Below are 18,210 nucleotides of genomic sequence, written 5' to 3' on the forward strand. Positions count from 1 at the left end.
GGTCGACCGCTCCTGCGGCGGTGCGGCGCACCGCCGCAGGAGCGGTCGGCGTCAGTCGGACAGGAGCGAGTCGACCTGGTCGGCGAGCGCAGCGATCGCCTTGTCGGCGGTGGCTCGGCCGGCCGCGATCTCGCCGAGGGCGTTGGTCACGGCATCCTGGATCTGCTGCGCGTTCGCCCCCAACTCGGGCGCGATCGCGATGTTCTCGAGCGAGTCGAACACCGCCTGCCGGTTGGCCGGCGGAGTCTTCTCGAGATACGGCGCGAGCAGGGCCTCATCACTGACCGCAGGCAGCTCCCAGCCCGCATCGAGGCGCACGTCCACCATCTCCTTCGAGCTGGTGAGGTATTCGGCCCACTTCTGGGCCGCCTCCTTGTGCTCGGAGTCGCCAGACACGACCACGGCGTTCGAGAACGTCGCGCTCGCCTGCTGGACATCGCCCGGCTCGACGGCGATGTCCCACGTGAAGGGGAGGTCGCCAACGAGGCCGATCATCCAGATACCGGTGTGCCACATCGCGAGCTTGCCCTCTTTGAAGAGGTTCAGATCGAAGTCCGGCGTGCCCGCACCGTCCTCGGCCGAGGGCATGACGGTGCCCGACTTGCCCGCGATCCAGTCGGCCGCGGCGATGCCGGCATCCGTGTCGAAGTCCGCCGCAGAGCCGTCCTCCGTCAGGAACTGGCCGCCGGCCTGCTGGACGGCCTTGTAGTACTCGTAGTACGAGATCGGCTGGTAGTCGCCCCAGACGCCCGCCGAGGCATCGGTGAGCTTCTCGGCTGCGGCCCGCTCGTCGGCCCACGTCCAGTCAGCGGTCGGATAGTCGACGCCGGCCGCGTCGAAGAGGTCGGCGTTGTAGAACAGCACGACGTTGGAGAACGAGGTGGGGAGCCCGTACTGCGCGCCGTCCACGTTGTACGAGTCGAGGACCGACGTCCGATACGCCGACGAATCGACGTCCGAAAGCTCGGCGAGCGCGCCGCTGGCCTGAATGTTGGCGAAGCTCCCGGCGTCGACGTCGAACACATCGGCGGCGGTGCCGGCGGCGAGGTCCGTCTGCAGCTTCGTGAAGTAGTCCGCGTAGGCGGAGGTCGTCACGTCGACGGTGATGCCGGGATTCTCCTTCTCGAACGCCTCGACGATCTTCGTCAGGTTCTCCTCGTTGCCTCCGTTGGAGATGAAGTTCGAGTAGGTGATGGTGACGGCGTCGCCGTCGCCCGTGCCCCCGCCGCTGGACGAGCAGCCGGTGAGGCCGATCGCGGCGAGGGTTGCGACGGATGCCGTCGCGACGAGCGTCTTCTTCATGTGTGCAATCTCCTTCGATCGGTGTGGTGAGGGTTTCGGGACGAGCCGCCGGGTCATTTCAGCCCCGTCCCCGCGACGCCCTGAACGATGTACTTCTGGGCGAAGACGTAGAGCGCGAACATCGGGATGATGCTGACGACGGATCCCGCCATGAGCACGTCCCACTGCGTCGAGTACTGGCCCTGGAGCGTCGACAGCGCCACCGGCAGCGTCTGCATGAGCGGGTCGCGCAGGATGATGAGCGGCCAGAGGAAGCTGTTCCAGGTGTTGAGGAACGCGAACACGGCGAGCGTCGCGAGCGCGGGCCGCACGAGCGGGAGGACGATGACCCAGAAGATGCGGAAATGGCCCGCACCGTCGAGGGTCGCCGCCTGATCCAGGTCATGCGGAACGGTGTTCATCGCCTGCCGCAAGAGGAACACTCCGAAGGCCGACGCGATCGTCGGCAGGATCGCGCCCAGGTAGGTGTTGATGAGCCCGAGCGTCTTCATCTCTGCGAACAGCGGGACGATGAGCACCTGGAAGGGGATCATCATCGTCGCGAGGTAGAGCACGAAGACCGCCCCGCGGCCGCGGAACGGCATCCGCGAGAACACGTAGGCCGCCATCGCGCTGGTCACCAGCTGCAGCAGCGTGCTGACGACGGCGATCAGGAGCGAGTTGGCGATCACCCGAGCGAACGGCACGCGTTCGAACAACTCGACGTACGGTGCGAGAGACGGCTCATCGGGGATGAGCTTGGGCGTCGTGGTCAGCGTCGCGCCCGGGGTCAGAGATGTCACGACGGTCCACACGAACGGGAACACCATGATCAGCGCGCCCACGATCAGGACGACGTAGAGCAGCGTCGTGCGCAATGGCTTAGTCATAGTTCACCCACCTCCGCTGGCCGTAGAACTGGATGAGGGTGACGACGAGGATGACGAAGAACAGCAGCCATGAGAGCGCCGACGCCATACCCGCCTGCCCGTAGCGGAAGGTCAGGTCGTACACCTGCTGGACCACGACCTGGCTGGAGTTGTTAGGCCCGCCACCGGTCATCACGTACACCTGGTCGAAGACCTGGAACCCGTTGATCAGGGAGAGGACGACGACGAAGAACGTCGACGGCGACAGCATCGGCAGCGTGATGCCGAACAGACGTCGCCACCATCCCGCGCCGTCGATCTCGGCGGCCTCGTACAGGTCCGGGTTGATGGCCTGCAAGCCCGCGAGCAGGATGACCATCACGAAGCCGAGGTCCTTCCACGCCGACGCCAGGATGATCGAGGGCATCGCCCACGCGGGGTCGGCCCACCAGCCCGGTCCGTCGATCCCGAACCACGCGAGGACCGTGTTGACGATGCCGGTGCTCGGGTTGAGCAGCCACCGCCAGACCAGAGCCACGACGACCCAGCTGGTGATCACGGGCAGGAAGTACACGCCGCGCAGAATGGCACGGCCCCTGAGCCGGGTGTTGAGGGCGAGCGCGAGCGCAAGGCCGCCGACGTAGACGAGCGGCAGGTAGCCGACGATATACGTGATCGTGTGCAGGAATGCCTGATGTGTGGCCGGATCGGTGATGAGGTGCGCGTAGTTGTCGAGGCCGACCCACTCCATGGGTCCGATCAGGTTCCACGAGTGCAGACTCGTCCACGCTGCCGAGATCATCGGCCCGATGACGAAGGCCAGGAGGGGGATGAGGCTCGGCAGCAGGAACACGGCGATCGTGAGGGCGTAGGTCACCCTGCGTCGCCGGGAGCGCGGACGCGGCGAGTCCGACTCGCGATCAGGCGGGGGCGTCTCGGATGCCGCCGATCGAAGGGCGAGCGTCGTCACGGCCTGGCCTCCATCGAGGCGACCAGACGCTCGCGCACCAGCCTGCCCTGGTCACCGGCGACCCCGCGCGCGTCGAACGGAGTCGCGAGCACGAGGGCCGCGGCGCCTTGCGCCCACCGATCGTCCTCCCACTGCTCGACCGCCACCGGGGTGCCGCGCTTGCCCGGGACGAGTGCGCTGCGCAGTGCCTTGTCGAAGGCCGGCGCCCAGTGCGCCCACGCCTGCACGCCCTCGCCGAGCAGCACCACGATGTCGGGGTCCAGGAGGTTCACGGCGCCCGCGAGGGCGCGACCGAGCTGGTGCCCTGCATGGGCGAAGATCTCGCGGGCCTCGTCGTTGCCCTGGTCGGCGAGCGATCGCAGCTCGTCGATGCCCTCCTCGGGGCCGACGAGCCGGATGGACCGGGCGTCGTTGACCAGGGCGCCCTGGCCGATGATCGCTTCGAGGCAGCCGCGGTTGCCGCACTGACAGAGCGGTCCGTCCTCGCGCACCGGCACGTGGCCGAGGTCGCCCGCGCCGCCGGCGCGCCCCCGCACCATCGCCCCGTCCGAGACGAGCCCGGCGCCGACGCCGTTGCCGATCGTCACGACGAGGACGTTGCGGTAGTCGCGGCCCTGGCCGAAGAGCTGCTCCGCGACGCTCAGCGCATTGACGTTGTTCTCGACCACGACGGGCAGCTCGAGCGCCCGCCGCAGCAGCTCGCCGAGCGGCACCTGATTCCACCCGAGCTGGGTCGAATCCACGATGCCGATGCCGCGCTCGGCGACCGTGCCGGGCAGACCGACGCCGATACCGAGGATGCGGCCGGATCCGTCGGCGGCGACGAAGTCGCGCACGCGTTCGACGAGGGCCGATGTCGCCAGCGGCGAGATCGCGTCGAACGGGCTGGTCTCCGATCGGCGTACGGTGCCGTCGATGCCGACCTCGACGAGAGCGACGTGATCAGGGGCGACTTTCACGCCGACGGCCGTCACGTCCTGCGAGACCAGGCCGAGCATGCGTGCAGGACGCCCTCCGTTGCTGCTGGCCTGCTCCAGCTCCTCGACCAGTCCGTCGGCGAGGAGGTCGCGGGTGAGCTGCGTGATCAGCGCGGGAGAGACGTCCAATGCGCGCGCGAGGTCGGCACGTGAGGCCGGGCCGTGGCCACCGAGGTGCGCCAGGATCGCCGTCCGGTTGACGTCGGTCTGCGGTCGCGCTGCAGGCATTACTTCACTCCTTTGTTAAGTCGTGAAGAAACTGTAGAACGCACCTCACCGATCCGTCAAGCCGGTGGCTCGACGGTGTCGTTCCCGCGGCCGCGTGCCGCTCAGCCCCGACCCTGCGCCGCGACCGCGGCCAGTGCCGCGCCGTCCAGGCGCTGGGTGGTCCACTCGCTCATAGGCTCGGCGCCCAGGGCGCGGTAGAAGCCGAGCGCGGGCTCGTTCCAGTCGAGCACCGACCACTCCAGGCGGGTGTAGCCGCGTGCGACGCACACCTCGGCGAGCGAGGCCAGGAGCGCACGTCCGTAGCCGTGCGCGCGGTGGGCCTCGGCGACGACGAGGTCTTCGAGCCAGATGCCGTGGCGACCGGTCCACGTCGAGTAGGTGAGGAACCAGACGGCGATCCCCGCGATCTCCCCGTCGCGCTCGACGACGTGCGCGAAGGCGCGGGGATCCGGCCCGAACAGCGTCTCGGCGATCGCCTCGGCGGTGTTGGCCACCGCGTCGGGCTCGCGCTCGTAGACGGCCAGATCGCGGATGCGCTCCAGGATGCCGGACTCGTCGCCCGGCCGGGCCTCACGGAGGGTCGCGCCACCGGCGAGCGTGCGAGGGTTCACACCTCGAGCGTACCGACGGTCGGTCAGGCGAGCCCTGTGACCGAGACGCCGAGCCATTCCGCGAGGTCGGCGATCTCGGCGCGCACCATCTCGGTCTCCTCCGGCTCGAACGGGAGGAACTCGTGCACGGCGTTGACCTTGAGCTGCTCGCGGCCGCGGTCGACCTCGGCATCCAGCATCCCCACGAAACGGTCGCCGAGGAGGATCGGGTGGGCGAAGTACCCGTATCGGCGCTGCGGCTTGGGCTTGAACTGCTCGAGCACGTAGGTGAACTCGAACAGCTCCTCCAGGCTCCTCCGGTCGAAGAGCAGGCTGTCGTAGGGATTGAGGAAGGCGACCCTGCCGCCGGTGTCATCGTCGAGCGCGGCGAGCGCCTCCGGGTCGACGCGGTACTTCGTGGTGCTGCCCTCGACGACGGCGGGCTCCCCGGTGTCTTTGGCGACGCCGGTCCACCACCAGTGCGGCCGTGCGATCCCGAGGGCCTGCAGGCGGCGGGCGGCGAGCAGCGCGGATGCCTCCTCCTCGTCGTACTCCGGCAGGTCCGGCGGGTAGACGCGCTCGGCGAGATCCCACTTGCGGTGCCGTCCCTCGCGGCCGGTGACCGCGACCTCGCCCTGGCGCACCAGGAAGTCCAGCATGTGCGGCACCTGGTTCGACCCCGACCACCCGTCGGGCGCGCGGCCGACCTGTGCGGTGTCGGGGATGTCGGATGCCAGCAGCGGTCCTTCGGCGCGCAGCCGCGCGAGCACGTCGGAGCGGAACGCCGCGTTCGCCGAGAGCCACTGCCTGCTGCTCTCGCGCTCCGGCCATCGGCGCATGCCGGGCAGCATCAGCGGCAGCAGACTCATCGGGCGGAAGGTGCCGCCGAACTCGAACAGCAGCCGGTCGTCCTCGACGGCCTTGCGCAGCTGGCCGGGCTCGTACGACCAGCCGATGCGCGACCACAGCACGGTGTGCTCGCACGGCGCGATGGTCGCCGTCGGGTCGATCTTGACGTAGGTCAGCTGCTCGGCGACCTCGACGACGTCGCCCGGCCGCTGGGCGTCGAGCAGCTGGGCCCGCACGACGAGCCGACGCGCCTGGTCCCGCGTGAGCCGGTGCGGTGTCACGCGCCCTCCGCAGGCAGCACGCGGTAGCGCACGTGGGTGGCGAGGGATGCCGGACGGCCCGCGATCTGCTCGAGCCGCACCGGTCCGACGCCCTCGAAGAGGCGCAGTCCGCCGCCCAGGATGTTCGGCGTGATCTGCAGCATCAGCTCGTCGATCAGGCCCGCCGCGAGGAACTCGTTCGTCGTCGACACGCCGCCGGCGACGTGGATGTTCCGGCCGCCGGCCACCTCGCGGGCGCGCTCCAGGGCGGCATGGATGCCGTCGGTGACGAAGTGGAAGGTGGTGCCGCCCTCCATCTCCAGCGACTCCCGCGGGTGGTGCGTGAGGACGAACACCGGCGCGTGGTAGGGCGGGTTCGGGCCCCACCAGCCGCGCCAGTCGCGGTCCCATTCGCCGCGCACCGGCCCGAACATGTTGCGTCCCATGATGAAGGCGCCGGCGTCGACGATCGCGTCGATCTCGGCACGGTTCTCATCGGGGGTCTCGAACATCCAGCTGTGCAGCGCCTCCGGCGGCACCTCCCCGAACGGGCGCTCCTCGGTCTGATGGACACCGGATCCGATCCCGTCGAGCGAGATCGACATCGTGGCGACGACGGTGGACATGCGGACCTCCGTGGGGACGTGGGATCGCGCCCCACGCTAGCCCGAGGCGCCGACAGCCCGACAGCCCCCGGGCCACCGTCCTCGTCGGCATAGGCGGCGCGCACGCGCTCGGCGGCTGCCCGCTGGGCTGAACACGACGGTGGCCATGGGGGTCATCCTCGCAGGGCGCGCGCCGGGGCGCCGCGTCCGGCGGCGCTCCGCCACAGCCGCGCCCACTGCTCGGGGCTCAGGTCGCGCGGAAGCCGGTCGTGCCGGACGCCGAGCCCATCCACCGCGGCGCGCGCCTGCGCGCGGCCGAGCCCGCCGCTGCGCTGCACCAGGGCGGCCAGGCCGCTGCCCCGCCCGGTGAACATCGCCCGGACGAACCGCTCGTACGCGCCGCGGTCGCGCGGATCGACGAGTGGGGTGCGACGGCGTGCGATGCGCAGGATGCCGCCATCCACGCTGGGCATCGGCGTGAAGTACCGCGCGGGCACGCGGCCGTGGAGCGAGAACTCGAACCACGGCGCGGCCTGCGCGGTCATCATCGTGCCGCCGCCGACACCGGCGCGCTTGCGTGCGACCTCCCACTGCGTGAGGAGGATCGCCTGCGTCCACCCGCCCCCGGCGAGCAGGCGCCGCAGGATCGGCGTGGTCAGGTGATACGGGACATTGCCCACCAGCACGGGGCGGTCCAGCGGATGCCGCAGTGCATCGGCCTGCTGGACCGCGACGGTGGGCACCCGTCGGCGCAGCGTGCGGACGCGGTGCTCGTCGATGTCGATCGCCGTGAGATCACGGCCGAGGCCGGACAGCGGCACGGTCAGGGCGCCGTCGCCGGCGCCGATCTCGAGGATCGCGCCGTCGGTGGCGGCGACGAGGTCGACGATGTCGCGGATCGTCGGACGGTGGGTGAGGAAGTTCTGGCCGAGTTCGTGTCGGCCACCGTGGGCAGAAGGGTTTCGCATGGGAGCGCTCCGAGAAGATGGTGGAGCACCCGGCGCACGCCGTGCGGGAGTCGGCCGTGAAGGCCGCCAAAGGGCGCGCGACCGGATGCCGAGGGCATCCGGATGACGGCGCGCTGCCGCGTCTTCCGCGGGGGCGCCGTCAGGAGCGGCGGTCGCGGATGAAGAACGGGCACGCCATCATCGGCGCGCTCTTGATCATTCCCATGCGCCCCACCCTACCGGGCTCGCGCGACTCAGGCGCGGCGCAGCACGATCGCCGCCGGCATCCGCCGCACCACGGCGCGGAACATCGGCCGTGAGAGCGCCGCGGCCTCGGCGCACCCGATGATGCGGGGCGCCGTCGCCGCGACCTCTCTTCCGCGCCAGGTCAGCGTCGCACCCTCGGCCGCGACGACGTTGCGTGCCCAGTTCGTGTGCGCACCCCACGGCAGGCCGATGAGGATCATGCTGCGGTCGGTCGTCGGCACGACGGCGACGGGCGTCGCGTAGGCGGTGCCGCTTCGGCGCCCGCGGTGATGCATGACCGCCCACAGCGGGAACCAACGGCGGCCGGCCAGCGCCTTGGCGACCGGCTCGAAGGCGCGCTGAGCCGCACGCGGTGGACGGGGCTCGCGGGTCGCGTCGGACATCTCAGCGCTCGACGATGTCTCCGGCACGTGCGCCGATCCAGGCCATGAGCGGCATCATGCGCTCCATCAGCTCGTCGCCCAGGGGTGTCAGCGAGTACTCCACGCGCGGCGGGACCTCGGGGTACGAGGTGCGCGCAACGAAGCCGTCCTTCTCGAGCGTGCGCAGCGTCGAGGCGAGCATCTTCTCGCTGATGCCCTCGACCGTGCGCCGCAGCTCTCCCCAACGGATCGTGCCGTCGGTGAGCGCCATCAGCACGAGCACGCCCCACTTGCTCATGACGTGGTCGAGCACCACCCGTGTCGGGCAGGCTTCGTCGAACACGCCAGGGGATTCGGCCCGGATCTCCGCAAAACTAACCACCACGTGGGTACCTTACTTCAAAGTGGGTACCACACGGAAGGAATGTATCCGATCGAGTGGGACGTTGACGTCGATTGGGCGCGCCCCGAGCGCCTCCCACCGAAAGGACACCCCATGACCATCCTCGTGACCGCCGCCGGCGGACAGCTCGGCCACCTCGTCATCGACGCCCTCCTGGACCGCGGCGTCGCCCCGGGCGACATCGTCGCCGGGGCGCGCACGACCTCGAAGGTCGCCGATCTCGCCGAGCGCGGCATCCGCGTCGTCCCGCTCGACTACACGCAGCCCGCCTCCGTCGCCGCCGCGCTCGAGGGTGTCGACGCCGTGCTGCTGATCTCGGGCTCGGAGCCGGGCAAGCGGTACGAGGGCCACAAGAACGTGATCGACGCGGCGAAGGCGGCGGGCATCGCGAAGCTCGTCTACACGAGCCTCGCCCACGCCGATTCCATCGACTTCGTGCTCGCGCCCGAGCACAAGGCGACCGAGGAGCACCTCGCCACCAGCGGCGTTCCCGCCGTGGTGCTGCGCAACAACTGGTACACCGAGAACTACGCGCCCGACGCGCTGCGCGCGGCCGAGACCGGCGTGATCGCAGCGTCTGTCGGCGACGCACGGGTCGCCGCCGCGAGTCGCGCCGACTACGCCGAGGCCGCCGCCGTCGTGCTCACCGAGGACGGCCACCTCGGCCGCACGTACGAGCTGTCGGGCGACACCGCGGTGTCGTACGCCGACCTGGCCGCTGCCGCCGCCGGGGCGCTCGGCCGCGAGGTCGCGTACGTGCCCGTCCCGCGCGCGCAGTTCGAGGCCGCGCTCACCGAGGCGGGCCTGGACGCCGGCACCGTCGGCTTCGTCGCCGAGATGGAGGCCGGCATCGCACGCGGCGTGCTCGCCGACGCCGACCCGACGCTCGCGCGTCTGCTCGGCCGCCCGACCACCCCGGTGGCCGAGGGTCTTCGTTCCGCCGTGGCGGTCGCGCGCGTCGACGCCTGATCCACGCGAACGAGGGGAGGATGCCGCGACCCGCGGCATCCTCCCCTTTTCGCCGTCTGGCCCTACTGCTGGGTCGCGCGGTCGATCGACATCACGAGGATCACGCGGTCCTCCTTGTCGCGCGGCGGCGTGGTGCTCGGGTTGCCGTAGCGGTTCTGCAGCCGGACGTAGAACTCGCCCTCCGGGTCGGGGATCACTTCGACCAGGCGCCCGGCCACCTCGAGATAGTGGAACGGCTGGTCGGGATCGATGATCGACAGCGACATCGACGGGTTGTGCTGCAGGTTGCGGTACTTCTGGCGGTAGTTGGTGTGCGTGAAGCGCACGTGCTCGCCGTCGAACTCGAACCACATCGGGTTCACCTGCACGGAGTCATTGGGCCGGATGGTTCCCAGGTGCGCGTACACCGGGAGGTCGAGGAGGTGGCGGCGGTCAGCGGAGACGAGGTCGTCGACGGAGGGCATGCCACCAGTCTGCCGTCGCCGCGAGGAGCGAGGGGCGATCCCGAGATCGTCCGTCACGAACTACTCTCGGACCATGGCGACCCAGCCCCCGCCCGGGTGGTACGACGACGGCTCCGGCAAGCAGCGCTGGTGGGACGGCGCGCACTGGACCGAGCAGTACATCGACCTGCGCGAGATCGACGTCCAGCTGCGCACGGATGCCGGACCCGCCGGCTCCGCCCCTGCCGCCGCCGGCTGGTACGACGATCAGCGCGGCCGCACCCGCTGGTGGGACGGCCGCCGCTGGACGCGGGACGTCCGATACAGCGGTCAGGAGCAGGAGTTCGCGGGCGTGGTGATCGACGGACGGTGGATCCATTTCGGCGATCTGAGCCAGCCCGTCGCCGGGGTCGAGGCGTCCACCGGCATTGGCGACGCACTGCTGCGCGCACCGGCGTTCACGAAGGCGGCCGTCGAACGGCGCATGTTCGGGCCGGCCGGACCGATCACCCCGCGCACCCTCGGCCGTGCGATCGACCGCGCTGCCCTGCACCTCGTGATCGCCGGCGCCCCGCAGGTGTGGGTCTCACGGTTCTCCGCGGGGCAGGATGCCGAGGCCCGCCGGTTCGTCGCGTGGGTCAACACGAGCGCGGACCACTACCGGTACCGCTGAGCACGCCGGTCACTCGGCGGGCAGCACGAGCGGCAGCTCGCGGCTGTCGTCCCACGGCTCCGTCCAGCCGAGGCGGTCGAACAGGCCGTCCAGCAGCATGGCGGTGAAGCCCCACACCAGGTGCTCGCCGGTCGTATGCCCCACGAGGAATCCCGGCCCGCGCCACTCCTGGCCGCCGCGGCGGATGACCGTGACACCGCGGTTGCGCGGATCCAGCAGGTCGGCCACAGGCACCCGGAACACCTCCGACGACTCCGCCTCGTCGACCGCGCGGACGGGGGACGGATGCCGCCACCACCCCAGCACCGGAGTCACCAGGTGCTGCGAGAACGCGAGCGGGATGTCGCCGAGCGCGCCGAGCACGTCGACGCCCGCGGGGTCGAGCCCGGTCTCCTCGACCGCCTCGCGCAAGGCTGCGTCGATCGGGCCGTCGTCGCCGGGGTCGATGCGCCCTCCGGGGAAGGCGACCTGGCCGGGATGGGCGCGCAGCGTCGCGGCGCGCGAGAGAAGCAGCACGTCGAGGTCGCGGGAGACCGCGAGCGCCTGCGCCTCGTGATCGCTGGCCAGGTCGTCGAGAACGCCGAAGAGCATCAGCACCGCGGCAGGGCGGGACTCCGCCGGCACCGGCAGGTCCACCAGCGGCTCGGTCTCGACGGCCGCGGCCCGCACGAGCGCCGCCAGCTGGGACCGGGCCCCGGCGGCCGCGTCACGGCGGGACGACGTGGGGTGCGTCATCCGTTCAGGCTACGCCGCCCGGACGACATCGACCTGCACCCGGCGGGTTGACGGCGGTCGGCCACGCGGATACGGTCACCGGCATGGCGCACCCGCGCCGCACGGCGCACACGCGCCGCGGACGACTGCGCCGCTGGGGAGCCGCATGATCACCGCCGACGCACTGCGCGCCCTGCCCGTCTTCTCGGCCGTCCCGGACGAGGGGCTGGCGTATCTTGCGGGAGCCGTGGAGGACATCCGCCTGGCACCCGGGGAGTACTTCGCGCACGAGGGCGACGACCGCGCCCTGTTCGTGGTGATCGAAGGCCAGGCCGAGATCACCAAGGTGGTCGGCGGCGCGGAGCGGGTGATCGGAAGGCGCGCACCCGGCCAGTTCTTCGGCGAGGTGCCGATGACGCTGAGCACACCGTTCCCGGCGAGCGGCCGTGCCGGCCAGGCCACGCGCGTGATCAAGCTCGAGCCCGCCGTGTACTACACCCTGGCGGCCCTGGCCCCCTCGGTGCCCGACCGCGTCGCGGGCCTGGCGCGCCGCTACCTCGACTCGCTGCAGACGATGGCCGCCGAGCGGCGGAAGCCCGACCTGCGCCTGCTCGCGCCACGGCGCAGCGCCCGAGCGCACCGCGTGATCGGGTTCCTGCGGCGCAACGAGGTGGAGGTCGAGATCGTGGAGCCGGATGCCGCGGCCGCCGCCGACGGATCCCTCGTCGTCGAGCTTCGCGACGGGCGTCGGCTCATCGACCCGCCGCTGAGGGATCTCGCCGAAGCGGTGGGCCTCGTGGTGGCACCGGCATCCGACCACTACGACGTGGTGATCCTGGGAGCCGGGCCCGCCGGGCTCACCGCCGCGGTCAACGCCGCCGCCGAGGGGCTGCGCACGCTCATCGTCGAGACGTTCGCACCCGGCGGGCAGGCGGGCACGTCGACCCGGATCGAGAACTACACCGGGTTCCCGTTCGGCATCTCGGGCGACGACCTCGCCAGTCGCGCGTTCACCCAAGCACGGCGTCTGGGCGCCGAGATCGTCGTCACGCGCACCGTCGAGGCGCTCGATCCGGCGACACGCACGGTGACCCTCGACGGCGGCGACACCGTCCACGCACAGGTCGTGGTGCTCGCGACCGGCGTCGTGTGGCGCAAGCTCCCCGTCCCCGAGGTCGACCGGTTCCTCGGCAGCGGCGTCTACTACGGCGCCGCGCGCAGCGACTCGGCCGTCGCGCAGGGCGCGGACGTGTGCATCATCGGCGCCGGCAACTCGGCGGGGCAGGCGGCCCTCTTCTTCAGCCGCCACGCGCGTTCGGTCACGATGCTCGTGCGCGGCGAGGCGCTCGAGGCCAGCATGTCGCGCTACCTCATCGACCAGATCGCGGCCAACAGCACCATCCGGGTCCTCACCCGCAGCGAGGTGGTCGCCCTGCACGGCGACGATGCGCTGCGCGAAGTGGACGTCGCCGACCGCCGCACCGAAGGGACGAACCGGCTGGCCGCGGACGTGCTGTTCGTGATGATCGGCGCCGACGCCGAGACGGACTGGCTCCCCCCGGAGGTCGCCCGCGACCCCCGCGGATTCGTGCTCACGGGGTCCGACGCCGCCGAGTCGGGCAGCTGGCCGCAGGCACGCCGGCCGTTCGCCCTGGAGACGACGGCTCCAGGCGTCTTCGCGATCGGCGACGTGCGATCGGGCTCGGTCAAGCGTGTGGTGGCCGGGGTCGGCGAGGGCGGCATGGCCATCGCCTTCACGCACCAGTTCCTGGCGCTGGAGCGCACCTCGTCAGCCTGACGCGGATCAGTCCCGGAAGAACGCCTCCGCGACGCGGGTGAGGTCCCACAGGTCCGTGACCCCGGCGAGTTCGCGCGCCGAGTGCATGGAGAGGATCGGGATGCCGACGTCCACGGTGCGGATGCCGAGACGGGTCGCCGTGATGGGACCGATCGTCGACCCGCACGGCACGGCGTTGTTCGAGACGAACTCCTGGCTCGTGACGCCGGCCGCGTCGCACCAGCCGTGCCACGCGGCGGCGCCGGCGGCATCGGTCGCGTAACGCTGGTTCGCGTTGATCTTGAGGATCGGGCCGGAGCCGAGCAACGGCCGGACCACGGGGTCGTGCTTGTCGGCGTAGTTCGGGTGCACCGAGTGGCCGACGTCGCTCGAGACGCACCACGACGCGGCGAGCGCGCGCAGCTGCTGCTCCCGGTCGGCGCCCAGCGACAGCCACAGCCGCTCGAGCACGTCGGAGAGGAACGGGCCGGCAGCGCCCGACCGTGTGCCCGAACCGACCTCCTCGTGGTCGAACACCGCGAGCATCGCGATGTGGTCGGCGTCGTGGCCGTCGGCCGCGCGCTCCAGAGCGGCGACGCCCGCGTGCACCGAGGCGAGGTCGTCGAGGCGACCGGACGCGAAGAAGACGTCGCCGAGCCCGAACGTCGCGCCGCGGGCGGCGTCGGCGGTGACGATGTCGTAGCCGCGGATGCGGGCGGCATCCACTCCCGCCTCGCGGGCGAGTTCGCCGAGGATGTCGGCCGACGCGGCCTCCCCCAGGCCCCACACCGGCTGCGTCTGCGCCTGCTTGTCGAGGGCGAGGTGCTCGTTCGCCTCACGGTCGAGGTGGATCGCCAGCTGCGGGAGCCGCAGCAGCGGTCCGGTCGCGGTGAGCACCGTCGTGCCGTCGTCGAGCACCAGCCGCCCCGCGAGGCGCAGCTCGCGATCGAGCCAGGAGTTCAGGAGCGGGCCGCCGTAGATCTCCACTCCCGCCTGCAGCCAGCCGTGCTTTCCGGTCGTGGGCTGCGGCTTGAGCTTGAAACCGGGCGAGTCGCTGTGCGCGCCGAAGACGTGCACCCCCGTCGTCGCCGTCGCAGACGGCGGCACCACCCACGCGATCGTCGCGCCGTCGCGCACCACCACGAACCTGCCGCCGGCCGGCGCGGGCCATTCCTCCGCTTCGTGCAGGCGCGTGAACCCTGCCTCTTCGAGGCGTCGCGCGACCTCGGCGGCGGTGTGGAAGCTCGACGGCGACGCGGCCACGAACGCGGCAAGATCGTCGGCGTGGGCGAGGGCCTCCGCGGGGACGGGAGCAGGGGATGAGGGCACGGGCGAGCCTCCTCGATCAGCGGTGTGCGGTGCTTCGATCGTAGTTCGGAGGCGCTTCCCAGGCGGCGATCCAGGCACGACGCGGCCCCGTGATCTGGCCTTTTCGGGAGGACCGCTCACATGTAACGTTCAGGTAACGCACCGGAACCGTCCAGAAACCCCATAAAGACTCGGGGACTTGTGTCCGCCCGAACGGTCACGACGCGCCGCCCGATGGCGCATTTCGCTGATACGGAACCCGGTCTCTCTATGCGCTCCCACACGACATCCCAGCCCGCCCGCCGCACCATCCGCCAGGCAGAACGCCGCCTCCGCCGCCGCCCTGTCCTCGTCGTCGCGACGCTCGCGGTGGGACTCGTGGCCACCGCCGGGTTCACCACGGCGGCCCCCGCTTCGCAGGCCGACGCGTCCGGCGCGGCCCCCGCCTTCGCACTCGCGTCGTACACCGTCCCGATCTCGTCGGACACGGTCGACGCCGCCGCGCCGTCGGCTGCCGACCAGGCCGTCACCGACGCGGCAGCCGCCGTCACCGCGGCCACCACCGTCACCGCCGACATCGCGGCGTCGGGCCTGGACGTCGGGACCCCCGACACCACCGTCGACACCAGCGGGCTCGAGACCGCCGTGCAGCAGCTCAAGCGGGCCCAGGCGCTGCCGGCGCTGTACACCCCCGACTTCACCTCGGCCGTGACCGCGCTCACCGCCTCCGTCGGCGAGCAGACCGCGGGCCTGCGCGGCAAGCTCGACGCCGCCATCGCGCTGAAGGCGCAGCAGGAGGCCGAGGAGAAGGCCCGCAAGGAGGCCGAGGCCGCAGCCGCCGCCAAGGCCGCCGAGGCCGCCGCCGCGGCGAAGAAGCCTTCGAGCTCGTCGTCGGCCCCGCGCCCCGTGTACGCCACGGGCGGCGCGGTGGGCGGCACCAGCCCCGCCGACGCGCAGGCCACCGCTCGCGCGATGCTCGGCAACTACGGCTGGGGCGACGACCAGTTCGGATGCCTCGTGTCGCTGTGGAACAAGGAGTCGGGCTGGAACTACCAGGCCTACAACCGCGGCAGCGGCGCCTACGGCATCCCGCAGGCCCTTCCCGGCAGCAAGATGGCCAGCGCCGGCGCCGACTGGCAGACCAACCCGGCGACGCAGATCGCCTGGGGCCTGGGCTACATCTCGGGCCGCTACGGCAGCCCGTGCGGCGCATGGGGCCACTCGCAGTCGACCGGCTGGTACTGAGTCCTCTCACTTCTCAGCTTCACCGTCCGCGGGGCCCGATCGTTCTGATCGGGCCCCGCGGCGTTCGCCGCGACAGCCGACTCACAGCTGATCCATCGCGGCCGGCCGGGTCGGTTCGCAGACCGCAGGACGATACTGAGGGCGTGTCCGTGTCGCCCGCGTCGCCGCGCCCCTCGTCGCCGCGGCTGCTGTACGTCGAGGACGAGACCGAGATCGCCGCGATCGTCGTCGAGATGCTCGAGGACGAGTACGCCGTCGATCACGCCGTCACCGGCGAGGAGGCGCTGCGGCTCGCGCTCGGCCGGCGGTACGACGTGATGGTCGTCGATCGACGCCTGCCGGGCATGTCGGGCGTCGAGCTCGTCGACGCCGTGCGGACCGCGAGGATCGCGACGCCGGCGCTGATGCTCACGGCTCTCGGCACGGTCGACGACCGCGTCAGCGGGCTGGACGCCGGCGCCGACGACTACCTCGTCAAGCCCTTCGACGTCGAGGAGCTGCGCGCGAGACTGCGGGCGCTGCGGCGCGGGCGCGGCGCCGGGGACCGTCGCGAGCTGGGCGATTGGGTCTTCACACCGGCGTCGCAGGCGCTGTACTCGCCGGCAGAGGGCCGGATCGCGCTGACGCAGGTGGAATCCCAGCTGCTCGAACTGCTGACGTCGAGCCCCGAGCACGTCTTCACGCGCGACGAGATCCTCGCGAGCGTGTTCCCGGGAGGTTCTGCCGCCACCGTCGACACGTACGTGCACTACATCCGACGCAAATCCACGCCCGAGATCATCGAGACCGTGCGGGCGCGCGGCTACCGCAGCGGGGTGCCACGATGAGCGCGAGGACGGATGCCGCCACCGCGGCCGATCGCCGGCGCGTGCAGCAGGCGGCTCTGCGCACCGGACTGTGGGTGGGGCTCGCGTCGGCGGCGGTCGTCGCGATCGTCACGATCGTCACGGTCTCGGTGATCCTCGCCACCGCGCGCCCGGAGCGTCGGCCCCCGCACGGCGGCGAGCTCGACGGGCGCGGACCGCTGGTGGTCGACATCGACGATGTCGTGCCGATCGCGATCGCCGTAGGACTGGCCGGCGTCGTCGCGCTCGGCCTCATCGCCTGGTCGGCGTCGAAGCGGGCCGCGCAGCCGCTCGCCGACGCGCTCGAGGTGCAGCGCACGTTCGTCGCCGACGCGAGCCACGAGCTGCGCACACCGCTCACGACCCTGACGAGCCGGATCCAGCTCGCTCAGCATCGGTCGCAGCGCGGCGGCGACGTCGACGCGGTGCTCGCCGACCTCCACCGCGACGCGGCGGTGATGGACGCGGTGCTGACGGATCTGCTGGTCGCCGCCGAGTCGGCAGGTGCCGCGCCGGGCGACGGCACGGCCACGGCGTCGGTGACGGCGGCCACCGCCGACGCCTTCGCCCTGATCGGGCCGAGGGCCGCCGAGCACGGCGTCGCGCTGGAGGCGGCGGCATCCGATCCGCTCGAGGTGGCCGCCGACCGCACGTCGCTCGCCCGCGCGCTCGTCGCGCTGCTCGACAACGCGGTGCGGTACTCCCCCGCCGGCACGACCATCCGGGTGAGCGCACGCGCGGCGGGGCGCCGGGTCGAGATCCGGATCTCCGATCAGGGGACGGGTATCACGGGTATCGACCCGGATCGCCTGTTCGAGCGCTTCGCGCGGTCGAGCGAGCCCGGCGGGGCCGGCGCACCGCGCGGCTTCGGACTGGGGCTCGCGCTCGTGCGCGACATCGCCACCCGCTACGGCGGGTCGGTACGCGTCGAGAGCACCTCGCCCTCCGGGACCACGTTCCTGCTCGAACTGCCCACGGACCGCCACCACACGACGAGCCGGTGAGGCTGGGCGCGCGTTCCCGCGAACCTATGAGAATGCCCAGATCGGCGGACTCTTTGAACTGTCTTGGAGGCGCGGCGCGACAGTGGCGTCATGACCGAGAATAGCACGACCCCTGATTCCCCGGACCCGGCGACGGGCGTGAGCGGCCCCGGCGCGACGGCAGCCACCACGCCGCTCCCGCCCCAACCGCAGCCGCAGCCGGCCGGGGTCCCGGCGACGCCCGTCGTGCAGAGCCCCGTCGCCGCACCCGCGAAGCCGCCGCTCCTGCGTCGGACGTGGGTCAAGGTCACCGGCGCCGCAGTCGCCGCGGTGCTGCTGCTGGGCGTCGGCTTCGGCGCCGGATGGGCCGCGAACGGCGCGCGCCCGTTTCCCGGGGCCCCGGCCGGGTGGAGCCAGGAGGACGGCATGCGGGGCGGACCGGGCCAGCCCGGTCGCGGCGCACCCGACGATGGCCCGCGAGGCGGCGGACCGGGCTTCGGACACGATGACGACTCCGGATCGGGATCGGGTTCGGACTCGGACGGCGACGACGATTCGGGTTCGGACTCGGACGGCGACGACGATTCGGGTTCGGACTCGGACTCGGACGGCTCCTGACCGGTTGATCCACTCCTGAGAGGAGCG

At 71.7% G+C, this 18,210-nt stretch carries 20 protein-coding genes; 7 read left to right on the forward strand and 13 right to left on the reverse strand.

The window, feature by feature from the left end:
- Positions 1 to 51 precede the first annotated feature (51 nt).
- From AC1DDU_RS02410 to AC1DDU_RS02455, 10 genes are all read right to left on the reverse strand, one after another.
- Positions 52 to 1,302: an ABC transporter substrate-binding protein gene (locus tag AC1DDU_RS02410; RefSeq protein WP_477431027.1), complete on the reverse strand. Its 1,251-nt coding sequence runs from the start codon at positions 1,300 to 1,302 to the stop codon at positions 52 to 54.
- A gap of 53 nt (positions 1,303 to 1,355) precedes the next feature.
- The gene (locus tag AC1DDU_RS02415) at positions 1,356 to 2,171 is read right to left on the reverse strand and encodes a carbohydrate ABC transporter permease (RefSeq protein WP_477431028.1); all 816 of its coding nucleotides are present in this window, start codon (positions 2,169 to 2,171) and stop codon (positions 1,356 to 1,358) included.
- Entirely contained in the window at positions 2,164 to 3,120 is a 957-nt protein-coding gene (locus AC1DDU_RS02420; RefSeq protein WP_477431029.1) for a carbohydrate ABC transporter permease, read from the reverse strand. The genes AC1DDU_RS02415 and AC1DDU_RS02420 overlap by 8 nt, the downstream gene beginning before the upstream one ends.
- Positions 3,117 to 4,325, reverse strand: coding sequence for an ROK family protein (locus tag AC1DDU_RS02425; RefSeq protein WP_477431030.1), 1,209 nt, complete (start codon positions 4,323 to 4,325; stop codon positions 3,117 to 3,119). Before AC1DDU_RS02425 ends, AC1DDU_RS02420 begins: the two co-directional genes overlap by 4 nt.
- Before the next feature lie 101 nt (positions 4,326 to 4,426).
- Entirely contained in the window at positions 4,427 to 4,936 is a 510-nt protein-coding gene (locus AC1DDU_RS02430) for an N-acetyltransferase family protein (RefSeq protein ID WP_477431031.1), read from the reverse strand.
- 23 nt (positions 4,937 to 4,959) lie between these two features.
- Complete coding sequence (locus tag AC1DDU_RS02435; protein WP_477431032.1) at positions 4,960 to 6,045, reverse strand: DNA glycosylase AlkZ-like family protein; 1,086 nt, start codon at positions 6,043 to 6,045, stop codon at positions 4,960 to 4,962.
- A complete protein-coding gene (locus AC1DDU_RS02440; protein WP_477431033.1) occupies positions 6,042 to 6,650 on the reverse strand; it encodes a dihydrofolate reductase family protein in 609 nt (202 codons plus the stop codon). The genes AC1DDU_RS02435 and AC1DDU_RS02440 overlap by 4 nt, the downstream gene beginning before the upstream one ends.
- A gap of 152 nt (positions 6,651 to 6,802) precedes the next feature.
- Positions 6,803 to 7,597 carry a 23S ribosomal RNA methyltransferase Erm gene (gene erm, locus AC1DDU_RS02445; protein WP_477431034.1) on the reverse strand — a complete coding sequence of 265 codons (795 nt, stop codon included), beginning with the start codon at positions 7,595 to 7,597 and terminating at the stop codon, positions 6,803 to 6,805.
- A gap of 233 nt (positions 7,598 to 7,830) precedes the next feature.
- Positions 7,831 to 8,226 (reverse strand): nitroreductase family deazaflavin-dependent oxidoreductase, encoded by a 396-nt coding sequence (locus AC1DDU_RS02450; RefSeq protein WP_477431035.1) that lies wholly within the window; start codon positions 8,224 to 8,226, stop codon positions 7,831 to 7,833.
- A gap of 1 nt (position 8,227) precedes the next feature.
- Positions 8,228 to 8,590, reverse strand: coding sequence for a winged helix-turn-helix transcriptional regulator (locus tag AC1DDU_RS02455; RefSeq protein ID WP_477431036.1), 363 nt, complete (start codon positions 8,588 to 8,590; stop codon positions 8,228 to 8,230).
- 111 nt (positions 8,591 to 8,701) lie between these two features.
- On the opposite strand from AC1DDU_RS02455, the gene AC1DDU_RS02460 reads away from it, so the two are divergent.
- Positions 8,702 to 9,577, forward strand: a complete 876-nt coding sequence (locus AC1DDU_RS02460; RefSeq protein WP_477431037.1) for an SDR family oxidoreductase — start codon at positions 8,702 to 8,704, stop codon at positions 9,575 to 9,577.
- Positions 9,578 to 9,639: 62 nt separating this feature from the next.
- Here the strand turns inward: AC1DDU_RS02460 and AC1DDU_RS02465 are convergent, their stop codons facing one another.
- Positions 9,640 to 10,041 carry a PPOX class F420-dependent oxidoreductase gene (locus AC1DDU_RS02465; RefSeq protein ID WP_477431038.1) on the reverse strand — a complete coding sequence of 134 codons (402 nt, stop codon included), beginning with the start codon at positions 10,039 to 10,041 and terminating at the stop codon, positions 9,640 to 9,642.
- A 73-nt stretch (positions 10,042 to 10,114) separates the two neighbouring features.
- Here AC1DDU_RS02465 and AC1DDU_RS02470 point away from each other — a divergent pair, with 73 nt between their 5' ends.
- A complete protein-coding gene (locus AC1DDU_RS02470) occupies positions 10,115 to 10,693 on the forward strand; it encodes a DUF2510 domain-containing protein (protein WP_477431039.1) in 579 nt (192 codons plus the stop codon).
- Between the two features lie 9 nt (positions 10,694 to 10,702).
- Here AC1DDU_RS02470 and AC1DDU_RS02475 read toward each other — a convergent pair whose 3' ends face one another.
- Positions 10,703 to 11,428 carry an NUDIX hydrolase gene (locus AC1DDU_RS02475; protein ID WP_477431040.1) on the reverse strand — a complete coding sequence of 242 codons (726 nt, stop codon included), beginning with the start codon at positions 11,426 to 11,428 and terminating at the stop codon, positions 10,703 to 10,705.
- A 145-nt stretch (positions 11,429 to 11,573) separates the two neighbouring features.
- Between AC1DDU_RS02475 and AC1DDU_RS02480 the strand changes: the two genes are divergently transcribed.
- Positions 11,574 to 13,205, forward strand: coding sequence for an FAD-dependent oxidoreductase (locus AC1DDU_RS02480; protein ID WP_477431041.1), 1,632 nt, complete (start codon positions 11,574 to 11,576; stop codon positions 13,203 to 13,205).
- A 6-nt stretch (positions 13,206 to 13,211) separates the two neighbouring features.
- On the opposite strand, the gene AC1DDU_RS02485 is transcribed toward AC1DDU_RS02480, so the two are convergent.
- Positions 13,212 to 14,513: a M18 family aminopeptidase gene (locus tag AC1DDU_RS02485; RefSeq protein WP_477431042.1), complete on the reverse strand. Its 1,302-nt coding sequence runs from the start codon at positions 14,511 to 14,513 to the stop codon at positions 13,212 to 13,214.
- Positions 14,514 to 14,762: 249 nt separating this feature from the next.
- Between AC1DDU_RS02485 and AC1DDU_RS02490 the strand changes: the two genes are divergently transcribed.
- The 4 genes from AC1DDU_RS02490 to AC1DDU_RS02505 all read left to right on the forward strand — a co-directional run bounded on the left by AC1DDU_RS02490 (position 14,763) and on the right by AC1DDU_RS02505 (position 18,183).
- Positions 14,763 to 15,737: an aggregation-promoting factor C-terminal-like domain-containing protein gene (locus tag AC1DDU_RS02490; RefSeq protein ID WP_477431043.1), complete on the forward strand. Its 975-nt coding sequence runs from the start codon at positions 14,763 to 14,765 to the stop codon at positions 15,735 to 15,737.
- A 143-nt stretch (positions 15,738 to 15,880) separates the two neighbouring features.
- A complete protein-coding gene (locus tag AC1DDU_RS02495; protein WP_477431044.1) occupies positions 15,881 to 16,564 on the forward strand; it encodes a response regulator transcription factor in 684 nt (227 codons plus the stop codon).
- Entirely contained in the window at positions 16,561 to 17,586 is a 1,026-nt protein-coding gene (locus AC1DDU_RS02500) for a sensor histidine kinase (protein WP_477431045.1), read from the forward strand. Before AC1DDU_RS02495 ends, AC1DDU_RS02500 begins: the two co-directional genes overlap by 4 nt.
- A 90-nt stretch (positions 17,587 to 17,676) precedes the next feature.
- Positions 17,677 to 18,183 carry a hypothetical protein gene (locus AC1DDU_RS02505; RefSeq protein ID WP_477431046.1) on the forward strand — a complete coding sequence of 169 codons (507 nt, stop codon included), beginning with the start codon at positions 17,677 to 17,679 and terminating at the stop codon, positions 18,181 to 18,183.
- Positions 18,184 to 18,210: the final 27 nt, after the last annotated feature.

The sequence above is a fragment of the Microbacterium sp. 05T445 genome (assembly GCF_056395865.1).